Raw genomic sequence first — 18278 nt, 5'->3', positions numbered from 1 at the left:
GGAGCGCTTCGGATGACCCGATACGGAGGCAGCGCCGAAGAAGCAGGCAGCACGGACACAGCAGGCGGCGCAGGCGCAGCAGCCGGCCACCCGGAGGACGGGCAGGTCGGGGTCCTGGTCATCGGATACCTCCTGGTCTGTCTCCTCGTGGTCACCGTCGTCCTCGCCGTCTCGGCCGTCTACATCGACCACAAGAAGCTCCTGTCGGTGGCGGACGGTGCGGCGCTCGCGGCCGCCGACAACTACAGCATCGACGTCGGAGGGCCGGGAGAGGGCACGACGACCCCGCTTCCGGCCCTGCAGGACGCCGGGGTGGAGGAGTCGGCGGCGGGCTACCTCGCCGCCACCGGGGCGCGTGCCCGGTTCGAGCAGCTGTCCGTCGACCCGTCCACCGGGGCGGAGGACGGACGGACCGCGCGGGTCGTCCTCACCGCCGTCGTCCGCCCGCCTCTCGTGAACTTCCTCGTACCCGCCGGCATCCCGATCGTCGCGCAGGCGGATGCGCGGGCCCAGCTGGTCCGGTAGACGGGCGGGAGAGCCCATGACGTAGGCTGGACGGACCATGGCAACCACCGATTTTCCCGCAGAGATCCGCGCCCTCCGCGCCAAGTACCAGTCCATCGAGCAGGTCTCCGACGTCGGGGGGATCCGCAAGGACATCGAGGAGCTGAGCGAGGAAGCGGGGGCCCCCGACCTCTGGGACGATCCCGCCGCAGGGCAGAAGGTGACCTCGAAGCTGTCGCACCGGCAGTCCGCCCTCGAGCGCCTCGAGACCCTCGAGAGCCGGATCGACGACCTCGAGGTCCTCGTGGGGCTCGCACAGGACGAGGACGACGAGGACACCCTCGCCGAGGCCGAGAGGGAGCTCGTCTCCCTCGGCAGGTCCCTCGACGACCTCGAGATCGTCACGCTGCTGGCCGGGGAGTGGGACGAGCGCGAGGCCGTGGTCACCATCCGCTCCGGCGCGGGCGGCGTGGACGCCGCCGATTTCGCCGAGATGCTCCTGCGCATGTACCTGCGGTGGGCCGAACGCCACGGGTATCCCACGCAGGTCCTCGACACCTCCTACGCGGAGGAGGCGGGCCTCAAGTCCGCGACCTTCGAGGTCAAGGCACCCTATGCCTTCGGCACGCTGTCCGTGGAGGCCGGGACGCACCGCCTCGTCCGCATCAGCCCCTTCGACAACCAGGGCCGCCGCCAGACCTCGTTCGCCGCGGTCGAGGTCATCCCGCTGATCGAGGGGACGGACGTCGTCGAGGTGCCGGACAACGAGATCCGCGTCGACGTCTTCCGGTCCTCGGGCCCCGGCGGCCAGTCGGTGAACACGACCGACTCGGCCGTGCGCCTGACACACCTGCCCACCGGCGTCGTCGTCTCCATGCAGAACGAGAAGTCGCAGATCCAGAACCGTGCCGCCGCCATGCGGGTGCTCCAGTCCCGGCTCCTGCTGCTCAAGAAGGAGCAGGAGGACGCCGAGAAGAAGGCGTTCGCGGGCGATGTCAAGGCCTCCTGGGGTGACCAGATGCGCTCCTACGTCCTGAACCCGTACCAGATGGTCAAGGACCTGCGCACCAATCACGAGGTCGGCAACACGTCGTCCGTGTTCGACGGCGAGATCGACGACTTCATCGACGCCGGGATCCGCTGGCGCACCAACAACCGCAACGACGCCGGGTAGGGCTACGCGTCTTCCGGCGCAAATCACTTGTTTTCTGCTCCAGCTCTTGCCCGCGACACACCGCAGAGGTAAGGGGCGTTTCTCGACAAGTCGTTATAGTCGAGGAGCCGGCGCTCCCTTCCCCGAGCCAATGCCCGTGCCCCGGCGATCCACGGGCGCAGAGTGATCATGATCAGATTCGACGACGTCACGAAGACCTACGACCCCACGTCGCAGCCCGCCCTCGATGCCGTCTCCCTCGACATCGACCGCGGTGAGTTCGTCTTCCTCGTGGGCGCCTCCGGCTCCGGCAAGTCGACCTTCATCCGTCTGGTGCTCAAGGAGGAGCGGGCCTCCCGGGGCGCGGTCTACGTGGCCGGCCAGAACGTCGCGAACATCCCCAGCTGGCGCGTGCCCCGCCTGCGCCGGGGCATCGGCGTCGTCTTCCAGGACTTCCGCCTCCTCCCCAACAAGACGGTCTTCGCGAACGTCGCCTTCGCGATGCAGGTCATCGGCAGGAGCAGGGCCGTCATCCGCGAGACCGTGCCGGATGTCCTCGCCACCGTGGGCCTCGAGGGCAAGAACAACCGCATGCCGCACGAGCTGTCCGGCGGCGAGCAGCAGCGCGTCGCGATCGCGCGCGCGATCGTCAACCGTCCCGGGATCCTGCTGGCCGACGAGCCCACCGGGAACCTCGACCCCACCACCTCCATGGGCATCATGAAGATCCTCGACACGATCAACCAGAACGGCACCACGGTGGTCATGGCCACGCACGACGACGACATCGTGAACACGATGCGCAAGCGCGTCGTGGAGCTGCGCGGCGGGTCGGTGGTGCGCGACGACGCGCAGGGCATCTACGTGGGTCGGCCCGAAGCGATGGCCGGATGAGGGTCGCCTTCATCCTGTCCGAGATCGGCTCGGGCATCCGCCGCAACCTGTCCATGGTCACCTCGGTGATCCTCGTGACCTTCATCTCGCTGACCTTCGTGGGTGCTGCCGGCCTGTTCCAGCTGCAGATCAACCAGATGAAGGGCTACTGGTACGACCGCGTCCAGGTCACCATCTACCTGTGCGTGGACAACTCCTCCGCAGCGGCCTGCGCCACCGGACCGGTGACCGAGGACCAGCGTGCGGCCATCGAGGCGAAGCTCGGGTCCGAGCAGTTCGCACCCTACGTCGACACCGTCACCCACGAGACGCAGGAGGAGGCACTCGCCCACTTCCGCGACCAGTTCGCCAACTCGCCGATCGTCGACTCCGTCACCGCGGACCAGCTGCCCGAATCCTTCCGCGTCAGCCTCGTCGACGCCGAGAAGTACGAGGTCATCGACGAGGCCTTCTCCTCCGAGCCGGGCGTGGACGCGGTCAGTGACCAGCGGGACTTCCTCGAGGCGATCTTCCGCTACATGAACTGGGCATCCGTCGTCGCCCTCGCGATCGCCGGCATCATGACGTTCTGCGCCATCCTGCTGATCGCCACGACCATCCGGCTCTCGGCCTTCAGCCGCCGCCGGGAGACAGGCATCATGCGCCTGGTCGGCGCGTCCAAGGCGGTCATCCAGTTGCCGTTCATCCTCGAGGGGGTGATCGCCGCCGTGATCGGGGCGGTCCTCGCGTCGGCGACGCTGTGGGGGGCCTCGCGCTTCCTGATCGACGGCTGGCTCGTGAACGCCTTCCCGCAGACGGCGTTCATTTCCTCCCAGCAGGTCCTGCTCCTGGTCCCGGCGCTCATCCTGCTCGGTGCCCTCCTCGCGGGGATCTCGTCCCTGCTCACTCTTCGACGATACGTAAAGGTCTGACCGCGATGATGCTCAATGCCCGGGGACACGTGCGCGCAACAGGATCATCGTGGTGGGCGCGGCAGGACCAGCGGACGCACCTCGTCCGCGGTGCCGCGGGGACATCGATCGCGCTCGTCGTGGCTCTCGCCCTCGGCTCCCCGGTGGTGGCGGACGAGCTCGACGACCGCAAGAGCGCCCTCGAGAACGAGGTCGCGGAGGTCCAGCAGTCCATGGAGTACCTCGATGCGGACATCGCCGAGACCATCGGCGCGCTCAGGACCTACCAGGGGCAACTCCCCGCAGCGCAGCAGTCCCTGGCGGACGCCCAGGGCCGGGTCGAGACGGCGGCGGACGACGTCGGGGCCCTCGCGGTGCGCGTCGACCTGGCGCAGGAGACGAAGACGAAGATCACCGAGGAGCTCCGCGCCGACCGGCAGGAGATGGACGAGACCCGCGAGGTGATCGGCCAGATCGCCACCGAGGCCTACAAGAACGGCGGGGTCCCCACCAACGTGTCGCTGCTCCTGGGCGCCGACGGCGTCGAGGACTTCACACGGTCGATGGACATGGTGGACCAGGCAATGCGCAGCCAGAACGCCGCGATGGCCCGGTTGTCCGAGCAGAACGCCACGAACGCGAACAGCCAGGCGCGCCTGATCGCCGTCGAGGCCGAGATCGCGAAGCTCAAGGAGAAGGCTGACGCCGCCCTCGCCGCGGAGCAGTCGGCGCGCGACGCCGCGGCAGGGGAGAAGGCGAAGGTGGACCGGCTCGTGGCCGACACCTCGGCCCTGTCGGCGAAGCTCCAGGAACAGAAGCCCGTCATCGAGGCGGAGCTGGCCGGCATCGAGAAGGCGCAGCAGCAGGTCAACGCGGACATCGCCGAGCGCCAGCGCCGTCAGATCGAGGAGGCCCGCAAGGCCGAGGAGGCGCGCCAGAAGGCCGAGCAGGAACGCCTCCGCGCCGAGGCGGAGGCCGCGGCCGCCGCCGAGGAGGCCCGCCGGAGGGCGGACGCCGAAGCCGCCGCAGCAGCGGAGACGGCACGCCGTGCGGCCGAGGCGGCCGCCGCGAACAAGCCCGCGCCCGCTCCGGTGCAGCCCCAGGCGGTCGCCCCCGTGGCACCGGTCATCCCGGACCCTCCCGCCGCCGCGCCGTCGACCCCGACCGCGTTCGGCCTGCGGTCGCCGGTCGGGGGGCCCATCTCGTCAGGCTTCGGGTGGCGCCCGACGCCGGTGGGGACCATCGACTTCAACGGCACGGGTGGCTACGTGCACACGGGTATCGACTACGGGGTGGGCTGCGGCACGCCCCTGTACGCGCCCGCCGCCGGCGAGGTCTGGTACGCGGACTCGAACGTGCTGCCCGGCGCGGGCAACCGGATCGTCCTCAACCACGGCGTGGTCGGCGGCAACGCGCTCGCGACGAACTACTACCACCTCACCGATTACGTGGTCTCCGTGGGGCAGCGCGTCAGCGCGGGCCAGCTGATCGGCTACACGGGCACCACCGGGAACTCCCAGGGCTGCCACCTCCACTTCGAGACCATGCTGAACGGCACGCTCGTGGACCCGCTGGGCCTGCTCGGGTCGTAGGATGGAAGGCACTGCCCACCCGCGGGCCGCCGTCCGCAGCAGTGTCGCGAGAAGGAGTATCGCCGTGCCGAAGGAAAGTGGCCGGAAAGTGGTGGCCACCAATCGGAAGGCCTTCCACGACTACGCCGTGCTCGACACCTACGAGGCCGGGCTCGCCCTGATGGGAACCGAGGTGAAGTCCCTGCGTGCCGGACGCGCCTCCCTCGTCGACGGCTACGCGGTCTTCTACAACGACGAGCTCTGGCTCGAAGGCATCCACATCTCCGAGTACTCGCAGGGCAGTTGGACCAACCACGCCGCGCGTCGCCGGAGGAAGCTGCTGCTGCACCGCGAGGAACTCACCAAGATCTCGCAGAAGATCCGCGAGTCCGGCTTCACCCTCGTCCCGCTCCAGCTCTACTTCCTCAACGGCAGGGCCAAGGTGGAGATCGCCGTCGCGCGGGGCAAGCGCGACTACGACAAGCGGCAGACCCTGCGCGAGAAGCAGGACAACCGGGAAGCGCTGCGCGCCATGCGTGAGAAGAACCTCGGGGCATGAGCGATGTCTTCTGGGAGACCCAGGAGGACGACGAGCCCGAGCCGTCGGAGCTGAGGTACAAGCGGCCCTGGTGGGTGACCCTCGGCGCCCTGGTGGACCTGATCCTGCTGCTGATCGTGGTGCCGGTAGGGATTCTCTCCCTGATCCCGTTCGTCTTCCTCATCTACGTCTTCTTCGCGCAGGTCCTCGTCTGGATCTCGCCCGTCCTGCTGCTCCTGAACGCAGCCATCTTCTGGTGGGGCTTCCGCCGCAAGCAGGCCGCGACCACCGCGCTGGCGGCCCTCGGGATCGCGTTCGTCACCCTGGCCTTCGTGGTCGTGCGGCTCTGGCAGTCGCCCGTCGTCATCCTGGGCGTCACGCTGGGGCAGTAGCACCGCCCGTTCACCGGCGGCGAAGTCCTGCCGGCGGGCCACGCGGGTGCGGTAGAGTAGAGGAACTGGACGGCCGGTGGGCCGCACAGCGCAGGAATCATTTGATAACTGAACATGGGGATGACAGGTTTCGACGATGTTAGTCGCGACAGGGGAAGCGGGCCGAGGATACAGGGTTATCTCGTAAACGCTCCTTGTAAAACAATAAGTGCCGAACAAAAGCGCACTGACTTCGCTCTCGCTGCCTAAGCAGCCTAGCTAGTCCGTCAGCCCGGGTTTGCTCTCGCCCCGGATACTGGCGTCATTTAGAGGGCCACTGCTCCCGGTCCTCGTTGTAGGGACCGGGGGGACTCTAATACAACTGGGCTCGGCAGTCACTCGTTCGCACGATGACTGGAGCCGAGAAAAACCGACGCGAACTGCGCCCGGAGAAGCCCTGACTACACTGCATCGGACGCGGGTTCAATTCCCGCCATCTCCACCACACCAGGACGAAGCGTCCCGCCGGTCTCCGGCGGGGCGCTTCGTCGTTCCCGGGGCAGGCCGGTACTGCGTCGGCAAGGGCGGAGGCACGGCACGGGAGCCGGACGTGCGAACTACACTGGGGCCATGAGCTGGACTGACAGGACGCCGTCGTGGCTCCCTCCACTACCACCGCCCCGTCGGGGCCGCGGCCTGATCGTGCTCGGCTGGATCCTCGTGGGCAGCACCTTCGTGTACATCTTCGCCATGAGCTACCTCGGCGGAACCCACACGCTCTACACCCTGATCCCCCTGCTGCTCGGTCTCCTCTGCCTGATCACCGGCCTGCTCCGGCGGGACACGCGCGCACGGTAGGCATGTTGCCCGAGGGGTTATTTACACGATAAAAATAACCTATGACCTCCGAACCCCTCCACTTCTCCCGCGGCGGCACCAGCGTGGTGCTCGATCCGCATCCCCACGGCATGCCGACCATCGCCTACTGGGGTCCGGGCCTCGGCGACGTCAGCCTCGACGAGCTGCGCGGGATCACCGCGGCACACCAGCCCCAGCGCGTGTCCGGCGGGATCGACGTCCCGGCCCTCCTGACCCTCCTGCCCCTCGAGTCCGCCGGCTGGCAGGGGACCCCCGGACTGACGGGCGACCGCGCGGGCGCCCAGCTCTACCCGCGGTTCACGGTGACCTCGATGGACCGGCAGCCCGAGGGCGACGGCGCACTCGTCGAGGCGCGCGACGACGACGCCGGACTCACCGTGCGCGCGCACCTCGGCCTCACGGCGTCCGGCCTGTTCACGCAGCGCCTGGAGCTCACCAACACGGGCGACGACGACTACGAGGTGCGCGCGCTCAATCTGTTCTTCCCGCTGCACCACACGGCGGCCGAGATCCTCGACACCACCGGGCGGCACCTGCGTGAGCGGTCGCCGCAGCGCCACGCGCTGACCACGGGCACCTACACGCGGACGAGCAGGCGCGGCAGGCCGGGCGCGGACGCCACGGTCCTCCTCGCTGCGGGGACCCGCGGTTTCGGGTTCGAACACGGCCACGTCCAGGGCATCCACCTCGCCTGGAGCGGCAACCAGCAGGTGCTCGCCGAGAAGACCCCCGCGGGTTCCGTGTTCCTCGCGGCAGGCGAGGTGCTGGCCCCTCGCGAGGTCGTCCTGGCACCGGGGGAGAGCTACTCCACCCCGCCGGCCGTCGGGTCCTGGGGACACGGTCTGAACGAACTGTCCGGCCGGTTCCACCGGGACCTCCGGGCCCGGGCCTCGCACCCGCAGCGGCCCCGGCCGGTCACGCTCAACACGTGGGAGGCGGTCTACTTCGCGCTGGACCTCCCGCGCCTGCTGGCCCTCGCGGACCGCGCGGCGTCCCTCGGCGTCGAACGGTTCGTGCTCGACGACGGCTGGTTCCGCGGGCGGCGCGACGACACCTCCAGCCTCGGCGACTGGTACGTGGACGAGACGGTGTGGCCCGACGGACTGGCGCCGATCATCGACCACGTGCGGCGCCTCGGCATGGAGTTCGGCCTGTGGTTCGAACCCGAGATGGTCAACACCGATTCGGACCTGGCGCGCGCCCATCCGGACTGGATCCTGCAGGCGGAAGGCCGACTGCCGCTCCCGGGCCGCCAGCAGCAGGTGCTGAACCTCGGCCATCCGGACGCCTACGCCTACATCCTCGAACGCCTCGACGACATCCTGACGAACAATGACATCGCCTACGTCAAGTGGGACCACAACCGGGACCTGCTCGAGGCGGCGGACGCGCGCACGGGCCAGGCCGCCGTCCACCGGCACGTCGAGGCGCTCTACCGGCTGCTCGACGAACTGCGCCGCCGTCATCCGGGCCTCGAGATCGAGAGCTGCGCCTCGGGCGGTGCACGCGTGGACCTCGGGATCCTCGCACGGACGGACCGCATCTGGACGAGCGACTGCATCGACCCGATCGAACGGCTCGTGAACCAGAAGTACACGGGCCTCGTCGTGCCGCCGGAACTGCTGGGCATGCACATCGGCGGTCCGGTCTCGCACTCGACGGGCCGCGCCCACACCCTGCCGTTCCGGGCCGCCACCGCGATCTTCGGCCACTTCGGCATCGAATGGGACATCTCGGACCTGACGGAGGCGGAGTACGAGATCCTCGGCCGCTACGTGGGCCTCCACCGGTCCTGGCGCGACGACCTGCACCGCGGGAGCGTGGTGCATGCCGAGTGCCCGGACCCCGCGATGGACCTGCGGGGCATCGTGTCCGGGGACCGGCGCCGCGCCCTGTTCGGCTACTCGCTCACCGCGTCGAGCGCGAGCTACCCGCCGGGGCCCCTGACCTTCCCGGGACTGGACCCCGAGGCGCTGTACGAAGTGCGCCCCGCGGTCCCGGAGGAGGGGCATCCGGGCAACGGACAGTCGCCGCTGGCCTGGCTGCAGCGGGCCCTCGACGGGGATCCGGTGCGCCTGTCCGGCCGCGCCCTGGCCCAGGCCGGCGTCCAGGCACCCGTGCTGCTGCCCGAGCAGAGCCTGCTGATCGAGTTCCGCGCGGTCGGCGCGTAGGGGGTGCGCGCGGGGACGACGGCGGCGCATGCCGGCGTCGTCCCCGTGAACGGTCCTGCCCGACCCGGGAGGCGCCCGGCGCTCACGGTTCGTACGTGAGGGTCTCCGTGTAGAGGGACAGCAGTTCCTGGGGGCCGCCGTCGTGCATGGCGCGGCGCTGGCGCTGTGCGCCGGTGCCGCGTTCGGCGATGGTCTCGAGGCCGGCCTTCACCCAGTCCGTGTCGCCCTCGGCCTCGAGGGCGGGGCCGACGTGCTCGAGGAAGGCCGCGAGGTGCCGCTCCGCGGGCACCGGCTCCGCCGTGGCGAGGTCCACGAGGTGGCGTCCCATGCCGTCGCGTGCGGCCTGCCAGAGGGCCGCGTCGAGCAGTTCCGGATCCGGGACGAGGGGAGCGGTGCCTGCCTCGGCCGCCTGGAGTTCCGTGACGACGAGCGCGCGCGTCAGGGCGCCGAGCAGCACCGAGTCCTGGGCCTCGAGCTGGACGTCGCATGCCCTGAGCTCCAGCGTGGGGTAGTGGTCGGAGAGCCGCGCCACCCAGGTGAGGACACCGCGGTCGAGGATCGCGCCCGTGGCGGCGAGCCGCGTGATCCGGCGTTCGTAGTCGGCGGCATCGGCGAAGTACGGGGCGATCCCCTGGACGGCCCAGCGCCGGTAGTGGATGACCCGCCAGCTGGCGAACCCGCTGTCGCGGCCCAGCCAGTACGGCGAATTGACGCCGAGGGCGGCCAGCAGGGGGATCCACGGCCGGATCCGGTTGAGTGCCTGGACGCCCCGCTCGGGATCCGGTACGCCCACGTGCACGTGGAGGCCGTTCACGAACTGGTCGCCGACGATACCGGGGGCGCTGGCCCGGAGGTCCTCGTAGCGCTGCTTGTCGGTGAGTTCCGGATACGCCTGGGGGATCCGAGGTGCCGTGCCGGTCGCCGCACCGATACTCCCCGTGCGGGCGGCCGCGTCCGCGAACCTCCTCCTGAAGTTCAGCAGCGATTCCTCCGCCTCGGTCAGGGTGGAGCAGACCGGGGTGGCCGTCTCGATCTGGCACGACCGCAGCTCACGCTGGATCTCGTCCGGGCCGACCTCGGGGTGGGATTCGAGCATGCCCTCCACCTCGGCGGCGTGATGGGCGGGCAGTCCCGACCGCGGGTCGAGGAGCAGGTACTCCTCTTCGAGACCGAGAGTGGTCATCGGGGCACTCCGTTCAGCTGGCAGGGCGCGGGGCGTTGCAGGTCCCGACCAGTCTAGGAGGGCGCGACGCGCGGGCGTGGTTCCGCCGCCCCGGGTGACGCGGCCGGGATGACCGGTCCAGGACGGGTCCGGTCAGCCGAGCCCGGCGTCGAGCGTGCAGCCCTCGTGTGCCGCCGTGCTCTCGATCCAGAGCGCCTGCGCGAGGGTCCCGTCCGCGGAGAGGCTCGGTGCGGAGGGGCCCACGCCGAGGCGCAGCTCGATCAGCGGACCGGCGCCGCGTCGGGCCACCAGGAGGTCGGCGTCGAGGGCCACGCCGTGCCGGTCGAGGAGGCGCAGCACATCGGGATCGTCGTCGCTGACCCGGGCGAGCCTGCCGCGGTGGCCCTCGTCGAGGCCGTCGAGCCGGTGCGCCGGCGGGTAGCGGACACGGCCGTCCGCGCCCGGGATGGGGTCACCGTGCGGATCGCGCGCGGGCCGGCCGAGTTTCACGTCGAGACGCTCGACGAAGGCCTCCGAGACCGTGTGCTCGAGCAGCTCCGCCTCGTCGTGCACCTCGTCCCAGCCGTAGCCGAGCTCCGTGACGAGGAAGGTCTCGATGAGCCGGTGGCGGCGCACCATCGCGAGGGCGAGCGCCCGGCCCGACGGCGTGAGGCTGATGGGCCCGTACTTGCGGTGCTCGGCCAGGCCCAGGTCCACGAGCTTGCCGACCATCCCGGTGACGGAGGAGTTGGCGACCGCGAGGCGGGCGGCCAGATGCGTGGCGGTGATCGGGTCCGCCTGCCACTCCGTGAACGCGTAGATGGCCTTCACGTAGTCCTGCACGCTGGTCGATTCGATGCTGAGCACCGCGCCCCGGCGGCCCGTCATCGGGCGTCCCGGAGCGATGACGCGTCCGGCGTGCCGGACGGAGCGGCCGCCGTGCGCCGTCGTCGTGCCTGCCACAGCACGCCGTCGGGCCTGCCCACGAGGTAGACGACGGCGAACACGAGGGCCTGGCACAGCACGACGGCGGCGCCGGTGGAGATGTCGAGGTAGTAGCTGGCGTAGATGCCGGCCACGGACGCGGCCACGGTCAGCACGACGGCGATCACCAGCATGCGGTCGAAGCTGCGGGAGAGGAGGAACGCCGTGGCTCCGGGCGTGATCAGCATGGCCACGACGAGGATGATGCCCACGGCCTGGAGGCCCACGACGACGGTGAGGGCGAGCAGGCCGAGGAGGAGCGCGGACAGGAACCGGGTGTTCAGGCCGATCACGTGGGCGTGCGTGCGGTCGAAGGCCAGCAGGGTGAGGTCACGCCGCTTCACCAGCAGGACCGTGAGGGTCAGCGCGCCCAGGACCAGCACCTGCCGGACATCGCCGTCGGATACCCCGAGCACATTGCCGAACAGGATGTGCATGAGGTCGATCTGCGACGGCGTGGCCGAGACGATGGCCAGACCGGCGGCGAAGAGGCCGGTGAAGACCACGCCGATCACGGTGTCGGCCTTCAGCTTGGTGGTGGACCGGACCAGTCCGATGAGCGCCACGGCCCCGATGCCGAAGACGAAGGCGCCGATGGAGAAGGGGATGCCGATGATGTAGGCGAGGGCGACGCCGGGCAGGACGGCGTGCGAGACGGCGTCGCCCATCAGCGACCACCCCATGAGGATGAGCCAGCAGGAGAGCACCGCGGCGACGACGGCCGCCGCGACGGTGACGGCGAGGGCGCGCGTGAGGAAGCCGTACTGGAGCGGTTCGAGGAGGAACGCGAGGACGTCCATGTCAGGATGCTCCGTTCGAGGAGGGAGCCGCATCGGGGGCGGGGGAGGCGGAGGGGATGCCGGCGGGCAGGGGACCGAAGGCGAGGGCGAGGTTGTCGTGGGTCAGGACCCGCGACGGCTCGCCCTGCGCCAGGACGCGCTGGTGCAGGAGGACGGCCTCGTCGCAGAGGTCCGGCACGCCCGCGAGGTCGTGCGTGGACACGAGCACCGACCGCCCCTCGTCCCGCAGCGCCTTCAGCAGTGCGGTCATGGTGTGCTCGCTCGACCGGTCGACCCCCGCGAAGGGCTCGTCGAGGAGCAGGAGCCGGGCGTCCTGGGCGATGCTCCGGGCGATGAACACGCGTTTGCGCTGCCCACCGGACAGCTGCCCGATCTGGCGCTTCCTCAGGTCCGACAACCCCACGCGCTCCAGGGCGTCGTCCACGGCCGCCCGATCGGCCGCCCGCAGCCGGCGCGCCGTCCCGAGCCGCCCGTACAGGCCCATGCCGACGACGTCGGACACCGACACCGGGAAGGTCCAGTCGACCCCCTCGGCCTGCGGCATGTAGGCGACGAGCCCGGTCTTCCTGGCCCGGGCGATGGAGGTGCCGAAGAGCTCCACGGAGCCTTCCTGCGGCGTGAGGAGACCCATGAGTGCGGTGAAGAGGGTCGACTTCCCGGACCCGTTGACGCCGATGAGCCCGCAGATCCGCCCGGGCGCGAGGCGCACGCTGACGTCGTCGAGCGCCAGCACGTCGTGGTAGCGGACGGTGAGGTGCCGCACGTCGATGACGGGCACGGGCTCCGCCTCCCGGTGGGTGGTCATCGTGTGAGTCCTTCCGCGATGGTGTCGAGGTCGTACCGGATGAGGTCGAGGAAGGTGGGCACCGGACCCTCGGGGCCGGACAGCGAGTCCACGTAGAGCGTCCCGCCCAGCCGAGCCCCGGTGGCGAGGGCCACCTGTTCCTGTGCGGAGGGGTTGACCGTGGATTCGCAGAAGAGCGTCGGCACGCGGTTCTCCTCGACGAACGTGATGACGGAGCGGATCTGCCGCGGCGTCCCCTCGGAATCGGCGTTGACCGGCCAGATGAACGCCTCCCGGAGCCCGGCGTCGCGGGCGAGATAGGAGAACGCACCCTCGCAGGTGACCAGCGCCGCGACGTCGGCATCCGCGAGGTCCTCCCGGAAGCCGGTCAGCAGGTCCGCGAGGTCCGCCTTGAGCTGCTCGCCGTTCGCCTCGAAGTCGGCAACGTGATCGGGCGCGAGCCCGGAGAGGGCCTCGACGGTGTTGTCCACGTAGGTCTGTGCGGCGACGGGGGACATCCATGCGTGGGGGTTCGCCCGTCCCCGGTAGTCGCCGGTGCGGATGTCGATGGGCTCGACGCCGTCGGACAGGACGGCGTGGGGTGCGTCGACGGAGTTCAGGAACCGCTCGAACCAGCGTTCGAGCCCCAGGCCGTTGTCGATGACGAGGTCCGCGTCCTGGGCGCGGACGAGGTCCGACGGCGTGGGTTCGTAGCCGTGGATCTCCGCTCCCACCTTGGTGATCGACTCGACGCGGACGTGCCCGCCGCCCACGGTGTCGACGAGGTCGGCGAGGACGGAGAAGGTCGTCAGCACGCGCGGGCGGTCGTCCGGGGCGGAGGACGGCGGGGCCTGCCGGGCGCACCCGGTCGCCACGAGGACGAGGACCAGGCACCGGAGGACCATGGCCCGTACGGACTGGCGCCGCGTCGATTGAGGCATGCCTAAACCTAACGTTTAGGCATGCCGAAATCTAGCCCGTCCGCAGGGAGGCTCGCCAGGCATGGGTGTAGTACGGCAATCGGAGGGTGGCGTCCCCCGCGAAGGCGAGGTAGTCGGTGAGGTACCACCGCAGATTCGCTTCGACGCGGGCCCGCAGCGCGGGCGCCGCCCGCTGGTAGTAGCTACGAGACCGCGCGAGGTCGAGGACACCGGGGACGTCCAGTTCCTGGGTCCAGTGGACCACCAGTTCCTCCGGGGCGTCGAAGGCGGCCCCGACCACGGGGCGGTAGGCGGCCGAGAACACGTCACCGGCGTGCATGATCCGGGACAGGCGGTGCACCCACGGGATCGAGACGTCGAGCTGGTTCCACAGCAGGGCGAGCCGGCCCTCCGGCTTCAGGATCCGGGCCCCCTCCTGGACCGTGGCGGCGTGGTCGCACCAGTGCCACGCCTGCGCCAGGGTGAGCAGATCCAGGGAGGCGTCCGGAAGGTGCGACTCCTCCGCGGTGCCCCGGACGACGGGGACCCCGGGCAGCCTGCCCGCGAGGACGGCCAGCATGTCCTCGGACGGGTCCACGGCCGTCACCGTGAGCCCGCGCTCCACGAGCAGTTCCGTGAAGAGGCCGGTCCCGGCGCCGATATCGGCGGCGCGGCGTGCGCCCGCGGGAATGATCCAGTCGGCGACGGCGGCAGGGTAGCCGGGGCGTACGCGGTCGTAGCGGCCGGCCCCGGACAGGTAGGCGCCGGCGAGATCCCTGCGGCGTTCCTCCGCGAGCCGAGGCCCGCCCGTCACCATGGCGGGCCGGTCATGCTGCGGGTGCCGTCAGAGCAGGTCATCCACATCGGGGTTGAGGGTCCGCAGCACCTCGCTGTGCAGGGTGCCGTTCGTTGCGAGTGCGTTGCCGCCGTGAGGTCCGTCCTCGCCGTCGAGGGAGGTGAAGCGTCCCCCGGCCTCGGTGACGATCGGCACGAGCGCGGCCATGTCGTGCAGGTTGAGCTCCGGCTCGCACGCGATGTCCACCGCGCCCTCCGCCACGAGGCAGTAGGACCAGAAGTCCCCGTACGCACGCGTCCGCCATACCCGGTCCGTGAGGTTCACGAATTCGGCGAGCGTGCCGCGCTCGCGCCAGCCGCCCAGGCTGGAGTAGGACAGCGACGCGTCCTCGAGGCGTGAGACGTTGGAGACCCGCAGGCGCTGCGCGGCGGCGAGGGATTTCCCGGTGTAGGCGCCGGTGCCCTGCGCTGCCCACCAGCGCTTGCCCAGCGCGGGAGCGCTGACCAGGCCGACGACGGGCTTGCCGTCGTCGATGAGCGAGATGAGGGTGGCCCAGACCGGGACGCCGCGCACGAAGTTCTTGGTGCCGTCGATCGGGTCGATCACCCAGCGGCGTGATCCGGATCCCGTGCTGCCGAACTCCTCGCCGAGGACCGCGTCACGGGGCCTGGCCCGGGAGAGCTGGCCGCGGATGGCCTCCTCCGCGCTCTTGTCGGCGTCCGTGACGGGGGTGAGGTCCGGCTTGGTCTCCACCCGCAGGTCGAGCGCCTTGAAGCGCGACATGGTCTGGTCGTCCACCGAGTCGGCCATGATGTGGGCGAGACGGAGGTCGTCGTTGTAGCCCTGCGTGAAACTCATACCGTTCAACCTATCGTCTCGGTGGGCGCATGCCGTGCGGCGGCGCGGGGAGCGGCCCGGAACAGCAGAAAGCCACCGAGGGCTTGCGCCGCACGGTGGCTTTCCGACCGTCACCGCCAGGCGGTGTCGGAAGAATTAGAGAACGGTGATGTTCTCGGCCTGGGGACCCTTGGGACCCTGGGTGGTCTCGAAGTTGACCTTCTGGTTCTCTTCGAGGGAACGGTAGCCGTTCGAGTTGATCGCGGAGAAGTGGGCGAACACGTCAGCGCCGCCGTCCTCGGGAGCGATGAAGCCGAAGCCCTTTTCGGCGTTGAACCATTTCACTGTGCCAGTAGCCATTGAGATTTCCTTACCATGTGAGAGCGTCCCGACGTTCGGGGCTCATCGTGCAGTTCGTTACCCGCTTATCAAAAAAGCTGTCGAACTCCAGGTGGAGGGTCAAGGCTTAGAGATGTAATGCGCAAACAACAACAGACATGAGCCTACCAGTGTTCGGGCCGATCACTGGTGTCCGAGTTCCTTGGCGTCGTGTGAGCTGCCTCGCGCCTCGGCCGTCCCGGCGCTGAGCAGGCGCCGCAGGGAGGCCAGGCGCACGGGGCCGGAGTCGCCCGCGAGGCCCTCTGCCACGTAGCTGTCCAGGCCGCACCCGACGGCGTGGTCGTCGTGCCGGCAGCCACGCTCGCAGCGCTCGGTCCCGGGTTCCAGGTCGGGGAACGCCTTGAGGATCCTGTCCGCCTCCACGTGCGCGAGCCCGAAGGACCGGATGCCGGGCGTGTCAATGATCCAGGTGCCGGGCGCGGCATCAGCGGCCTTCAGGGCGAGTGCCGAGGACGAGGTGTGGCGCCCCCTGCCCGTCACCGCGTTCACACCGCCCGTGGCGCGCGTGGATCCCGTCAGGGCGTTGACCATGGTGGACTTGCCGACGCCGGAGTGGCCGAGCAGCACGCTCACCTGCCCGTCGAGCTCCTCCCTCAGGGCGTCGACGGCGGCGGTGGACAGGTGCGCCGACTCGCCGTCGTCGGAGGTGGCGGCGATGCCCACGGCGTCGTCCGTCCTGCTGATGATGACGCGGAGGTCCAGGTGCTCGTAGTTCGCGAGCAGGGGAGCGGGATCCCGGAGATCGGCCTTGGTGATGCACAGCAGGGGTTCGATCCCGGCGTCGTAGGCGGCGACGAGCGCCCGGTCGATGAAGCCCGTCCTCGGCTCGGGGTTGGCAGCCGCGACGACGATCACGAGCTGGTCCGCGTTGGCGACCACCACGCGCTCCACCGGGTCGGTGTCGTCCGCGCTCCTGCGCAGGACCGTGGTCCGTTCCTCGATGCGCACGAGGCGCGCGAGGGAGTCGGGGCCGCCCGAGAGGTCACCGACGAGGGCCACGAGGTCGCCGGCGACGACGGCGTTGCGGCGCAGTTCGCGGGCCCGCGCGGCGATGACCGTCCGCTCGTCGGGCGTGCCCTCGTCGACCACCGTGGTGTACCGCCCGCGGTCGACCGTGACGACGCGGCCCGTCACGGCGTCGTCGTAGGCCGGACGGTTCTTGGTGCGCGGGCGGGTCCCCTTCTTGTTGGGGCGGATGCGCACATCGGATTCGTCCCATGCCCGCGAGCCGCGGCGGTTGCCGGTCTCGCTCATGCCCTGGCCACGGGTGCGGTGGGGACCGCCGCGCCGTTGGACCCCGGTCCGCCCGCGGTGCTCGCGAGGGCGGCCCAGAGGTCGGGGAACTCGGGCATCGTCTTGGCCGTGGTGCCGATGTTCTCCACGTCCACGCCATCCACGGCGAGGCCGATGATCGCGCCCGCGGTGGCCATCCGGTGGTCGTCGTACGTGCTGAACGTGCCGCCGTGGAGCGGTGCCGGCCGGATGACGAGGCCGTCGGCCGTCTCCTCCGCGTCCCCGCCGAGCCCGTTGATCTCGGTGACGAGCGCCGCGAGCCGGTCCGTCTCGTGCCCGCGGAGGTGGGCGATGCCGGTGAGGGTCGACGGCGTCGTGGCCAGGGCGCAGAGCGCGGCGACGGTGGGGGCGAGCTCGGAGGTGTCGGCGAAGGTCCCGCCGGCGATCGACGCTCCGCCGGTGACGGTGAGCACCCCGCCGGCGAGGTCGGCCGTGGCGCCCATCAGGGGCAGGATGCGCCGCCAGGCGTCGCCGACCTGCGTGGTGCCCTCGGGCCAGTTCCGCACGCGGACGGTGCCGCCCGTGACGACGGCGGCGGCGAGGAAGGGGCCGGCGTTGGAGAGGTCCGGTTCCACGGCGGCGTCGAACGCGGTGATCGGGCCGGGGGAGACGCGCCAGTGGTTCGGCACGGAGTCGTCGACGGCGACGCCGACCGCCCGCAGGGCCTCGACCGTCATGCGGACGTGGTCGAGGCTGGGCACGGGCTTGCCGACGTGCTCGAGGTGCAGTCCGTCGGTGAAGCGCGCGCCGACGAGCAGCAGCGCCGACACGAACTGCGAGGACGCGGAGGCGTCGATGACCAGGCGGCCGCCGCGGACGTGGCCCTCGCCCTGCACGGTGAAGGGAAGGGACCCGGCGCCGTCGTCGTCGATCCGGAGGCCGAGGCCCCGGAGGGCGTCGATGATGCTGCCCATGGGGCGGCGGCGCGCGTGGGGATCGCCGTCGAACGTGGTGGTGCCCGAGACCAGGCCCGCCAGCGGGGGTACGAAGCGCATGACAGTGCCCGCGAGGCCGCAGTCCACGGCACGGGAGGTCGGCGCGCCGTCCTGGAGAGGGATCACCCGGAGGTCCGGGCCGAAGTCGCCGTCGCCGGGGACCTCCTCGATGACGGCACCGAGCGAGCGCAGCGCCGCGATCATGAGGGCCGAGTCACGCGAGTGCAGGGGGCGGCGCAGGCGGCACGGGCCGTCGGCCAGGGCGGCGAGCACGAGATAGCGGTTGGTGAGGGACTTGGAGCCGGGGACCGAGAGGTCGGCGTCCACGGGACGGGTCAGGCGGGGCGCCCTCCACCCGGTCCGGTGGGGCGCCCCGCCTGATGACGCTGCCATGGAG

Annotated in this window: 19 protein-coding genes and 1 other RNA gene; 10 read left to right on the top strand and 10 right to left on the bottom strand. The window is 70.6% G+C overall.

Annotation, left to right across the window (positions count from 1 at the left end):
• Positions 1-12: 12 nt before the first annotated feature.
• From MWM45_RS11530 to MWM45_RS11485, 10 genes are all read left to right on the top strand, one after another.
• Positions 13-525 carry a pilus assembly protein TadG-related protein gene (locus MWM45_RS11530; protein WP_269076547.1) on the top strand — a complete coding sequence of 171 codons (513 nt, stop codon included), beginning with the start codon at positions 13-15 and terminating at the stop codon, positions 523-525.
• 37 nt (positions 526-562) lie between these two features.
• Positions 563-1678 carry a peptide chain release factor 2 gene (gene prfB, locus MWM45_RS11525; RefSeq protein ID WP_247826563.1) on the top strand — a complete coding sequence of 372 codons (1116 nt, stop codon included), beginning with the start codon at positions 563-565 and terminating at the stop codon, positions 1676-1678.
• Positions 1679-1846: 168 nt separating this feature from the next.
• Complete coding sequence (gene ftsE / locus MWM45_RS11520) at positions 1847-2551, top strand: cell division ATP-binding protein FtsE (protein ID WP_043446234.1); 705 nt, start codon at positions 1847-1849, stop codon at positions 2549-2551.
• Positions 2548-3462 (top strand): permease-like cell division protein FtsX, encoded by a 915-nt coding sequence (gene ftsX / locus MWM45_RS11515; protein ID WP_247826562.1) that lies wholly within the window; start codon positions 2548-2550, stop codon positions 3460-3462. Before ftsE ends, ftsX begins: the two co-directional genes overlap by 4 nt.
• 5 nt (positions 3463-3467) lie before the next feature.
• Complete coding sequence (locus MWM45_RS11510) at positions 3468-5033, top strand: peptidoglycan DD-metalloendopeptidase family protein (protein ID WP_247826561.1); 1566 nt, start codon at positions 3468-3470, stop codon at positions 5031-5033.
• 64 nt (positions 5034-5097) lie between these two features.
• Complete coding sequence (gene smpB / locus MWM45_RS11505) at positions 5098-5571, top strand: SsrA-binding protein SmpB (RefSeq protein ID WP_043446231.1); 474 nt, start codon at positions 5098-5100, stop codon at positions 5569-5571.
• Entirely contained in the window at positions 5568-5942 is a 375-nt protein-coding gene (locus tag MWM45_RS11500) for a hypothetical protein (protein ID WP_247826560.1), read from the top strand. The genes smpB and MWM45_RS11500 overlap by 4 nt, the downstream gene beginning before the upstream one ends.
• A 116-nt stretch (positions 5943-6058) precedes the next feature.
• Positions 6059-6426: a transfer-messenger RNA gene (ssrA, locus tag MWM45_RS11495) on the top strand.
• Between the two features lie 125 nt (positions 6427-6551).
• On the top strand, positions 6552-6779 hold the full coding sequence (locus tag MWM45_RS11490; protein ID WP_156135189.1) for a hypothetical protein: 228 nt from the start codon (positions 6552-6554) through the stop codon (positions 6777-6779).
• Positions 6780-6820: 41 nt separating this feature from the next.
• A complete protein-coding gene (locus MWM45_RS11485) occupies positions 6821-8971 on the top strand; it encodes an alpha-galactosidase (RefSeq protein ID WP_247826559.1) in 2151 nt (716 codons plus the stop codon).
• An 82-nt stretch (positions 8972-9053) separates the two neighbouring features.
• On the opposite strand, the gene MWM45_RS11480 is transcribed toward MWM45_RS11485, so the two are convergent.
• From MWM45_RS11480 to aroA, 10 genes are all read right to left on the bottom strand, one after another.
• On the bottom strand, positions 9054-10154 hold the full coding sequence (locus tag MWM45_RS11480) for a carboxylate-amine ligase (RefSeq protein WP_247826558.1): 1101 nt from the start codon (positions 10152-10154) through the stop codon (positions 9054-9056).
• A gap of 132 nt (positions 10155-10286) precedes the next feature.
• Positions 10287-11021, bottom strand: a complete 735-nt coding sequence (locus tag MWM45_RS11475; protein WP_247826557.1) for a metal-dependent transcriptional regulator — start codon at positions 11019-11021, stop codon at positions 10287-10289.
• Positions 11018-11917, bottom strand: a complete 900-nt coding sequence (locus MWM45_RS11470; protein ID WP_247826556.1) for a metal ABC transporter permease — start codon at positions 11915-11917, stop codon at positions 11018-11020. The genes MWM45_RS11475 and MWM45_RS11470 overlap by 4 nt, the downstream gene beginning before the upstream one ends.
• Before the next feature lies 1 nt (position 11918).
• A complete protein-coding gene (locus MWM45_RS11465) occupies positions 11919-12722 on the bottom strand; it encodes a metal ABC transporter ATP-binding protein (RefSeq protein WP_247826555.1) in 804 nt (267 codons plus the stop codon).
• A complete protein-coding gene (locus MWM45_RS11460) occupies positions 12719-13642 on the bottom strand; it encodes a metal ABC transporter substrate-binding protein (protein WP_247826554.1) in 924 nt (307 codons plus the stop codon). The genes MWM45_RS11465 and MWM45_RS11460 overlap by 4 nt, the downstream gene beginning before the upstream one ends.
• A 31-nt stretch (positions 13643-13673) precedes the next feature.
• On the bottom strand, positions 13674-14438 hold the full coding sequence (locus tag MWM45_RS11455) for a class I SAM-dependent methyltransferase (RefSeq protein WP_247826553.1): 765 nt from the start codon (positions 14436-14438) through the stop codon (positions 13674-13676).
• 27 nt (positions 14439-14465) lie between these two features.
• Positions 14466-15275, bottom strand: coding sequence for a histidinol-phosphatase (gene hisN, locus MWM45_RS11450; protein WP_247826552.1), 810 nt, complete (start codon positions 15273-15275; stop codon positions 14466-14468).
• A 135-nt stretch (positions 15276-15410) separates the two neighbouring features.
• Positions 15411-15614 carry a cold-shock protein gene (locus MWM45_RS11445; RefSeq protein WP_043446208.1) on the bottom strand — a complete coding sequence of 68 codons (204 nt, stop codon included), beginning with the start codon at positions 15612-15614 and terminating at the stop codon, positions 15411-15413.
• A 162-nt stretch (positions 15615-15776) separates the two neighbouring features.
• Positions 15777-16907, bottom strand: a complete 1131-nt coding sequence (rsgA, locus tag MWM45_RS11440; RefSeq protein WP_247826551.1) for a ribosome small subunit-dependent GTPase A — start codon at positions 16905-16907, stop codon at positions 15777-15779.
• Complete coding sequence (aroA, locus tag MWM45_RS11435) at positions 16904-18274, bottom strand: 3-phosphoshikimate 1-carboxyvinyltransferase (RefSeq protein WP_247826550.1); 1371 nt, start codon at positions 18272-18274, stop codon at positions 16904-16906. Before aroA ends, rsgA begins: the two co-directional genes overlap by 4 nt.
• Positions 18275-18278: the final 4 nt, after the last annotated feature.

This window comes from Arthrobacter antioxidans (genome assembly GCF_023100725.1).
GTDB classification, from domain to species: Bacteria; Actinomycetota; Actinomycetes; order Actinomycetales; family Micrococcaceae; genus Arthrobacter_D; species Arthrobacter_D antioxidans.
Note: the sequence above shows the minus strand (reverse complement) of the source record. Positions and strands in the feature narration are given on the sequence as shown.

Excerpts from the sequence above, each read along its gene's own strand:
- ftsX (WP_247826562.1), top strand. The coding sequence starts at position 2,548 with ATGAGGGTCGCCTTCATCCTGTCCGAGATCGGCTCGGGCATCCGCCGC.
- MWM45_RS11490 (WP_156135189.1), top strand. The coding sequence starts at position 6,552 with ATGAGCTGGACTGACAGGACGCCGTCGTGGCTCCCTCCACTACCACCG.
- aroA (WP_247826550.1), bottom strand. The coding sequence starts at position 18,274 with ATGGCAGCGTCATCAGGCGGGGCGCCCCACCGGACCGGGTGGAGGGCG.
- rsgA (WP_247826551.1), bottom strand. The coding sequence starts at position 16,907 with ATGAGCGAGACCGGCAACCGCCGCGGCTCGCGGGCATGGGACGAATCC.
- MWM45_RS11500 (WP_247826560.1), top strand. The coding sequence starts at position 5,568 with ATGAGCGATGTCTTCTGGGAGACCCAGGAGGACGACGAGCCCGAGCCG.
- MWM45_RS11460 (WP_247826554.1), bottom strand. The coding sequence starts at position 13,642 with ATGCCTCAATCGACGCGGCGCCAGTCCGTACGGGCCATGGTCCTCCGG.
- ftsE (WP_043446234.1), top strand. The coding sequence starts at position 1,847 with ATGATCAGATTCGACGACGTCACGAAGACCTACGACCCCACGTCGCAG.
- MWM45_RS11445 (WP_043446208.1), bottom strand. The coding sequence starts at position 15,614 with ATGGCTACTGGCACAGTGAAATGGTTCAACGCCGAAAAGGGCTTCGGC.
- MWM45_RS11510 (WP_247826561.1), top strand. The coding sequence starts at position 3,468 with ATGATGCTCAATGCCCGGGGACACGTGCGCGCAACAGGATCATCGTGG.
- MWM45_RS11455 (WP_247826553.1), bottom strand. The coding sequence starts at position 14,438 with ATGGTGACGGGCGGGCCTCGGCTCGCGGAGGAACGCCGCAGGGATCTC.
- MWM45_RS11530 (WP_269076547.1), top strand. The coding sequence starts at position 13 with ATGACCCGATACGGAGGCAGCGCCGAAGAAGCAGGCAGCACGGACACA.
- MWM45_RS11470 (WP_247826556.1), bottom strand. The coding sequence starts at position 11,917 with ATGGACGTCCTCGCGTTCCTCCTCGAACCGCTCCAGTACGGCTTCCTC.
- MWM45_RS11465 (WP_247826555.1), bottom strand. The coding sequence starts at position 12,722 with ATGACCACCCACCGGGAGGCGGAGCCCGTGCCCGTCATCGACGTGCGG.
- MWM45_RS11485 (WP_247826559.1), top strand. The coding sequence starts at position 6,821 with ATGACCTCCGAACCCCTCCACTTCTCCCGCGGCGGCACCAGCGTGGTG.
- MWM45_RS11480 (WP_247826558.1), bottom strand. The coding sequence starts at position 10,154 with ATGACCACTCTCGGTCTCGAAGAGGAGTACCTGCTCCTCGACCCGCGG.
- prfB (WP_247826563.1), top strand. The coding sequence starts at position 563 with ATGGCAACCACCGATTTTCCCGCAGAGATCCGCGCCCTCCGCGCCAAG.
- MWM45_RS11475 (WP_247826557.1), bottom strand. The coding sequence starts at position 11,021 with ATGACGGGCCGCCGGGGCGCGGTGCTCAGCATCGAATCGACCAGCGTG.
- hisN (WP_247826552.1), bottom strand. The coding sequence starts at position 15,275 with ATGAGTTTCACGCAGGGCTACAACGACGACCTCCGTCTCGCCCACATC.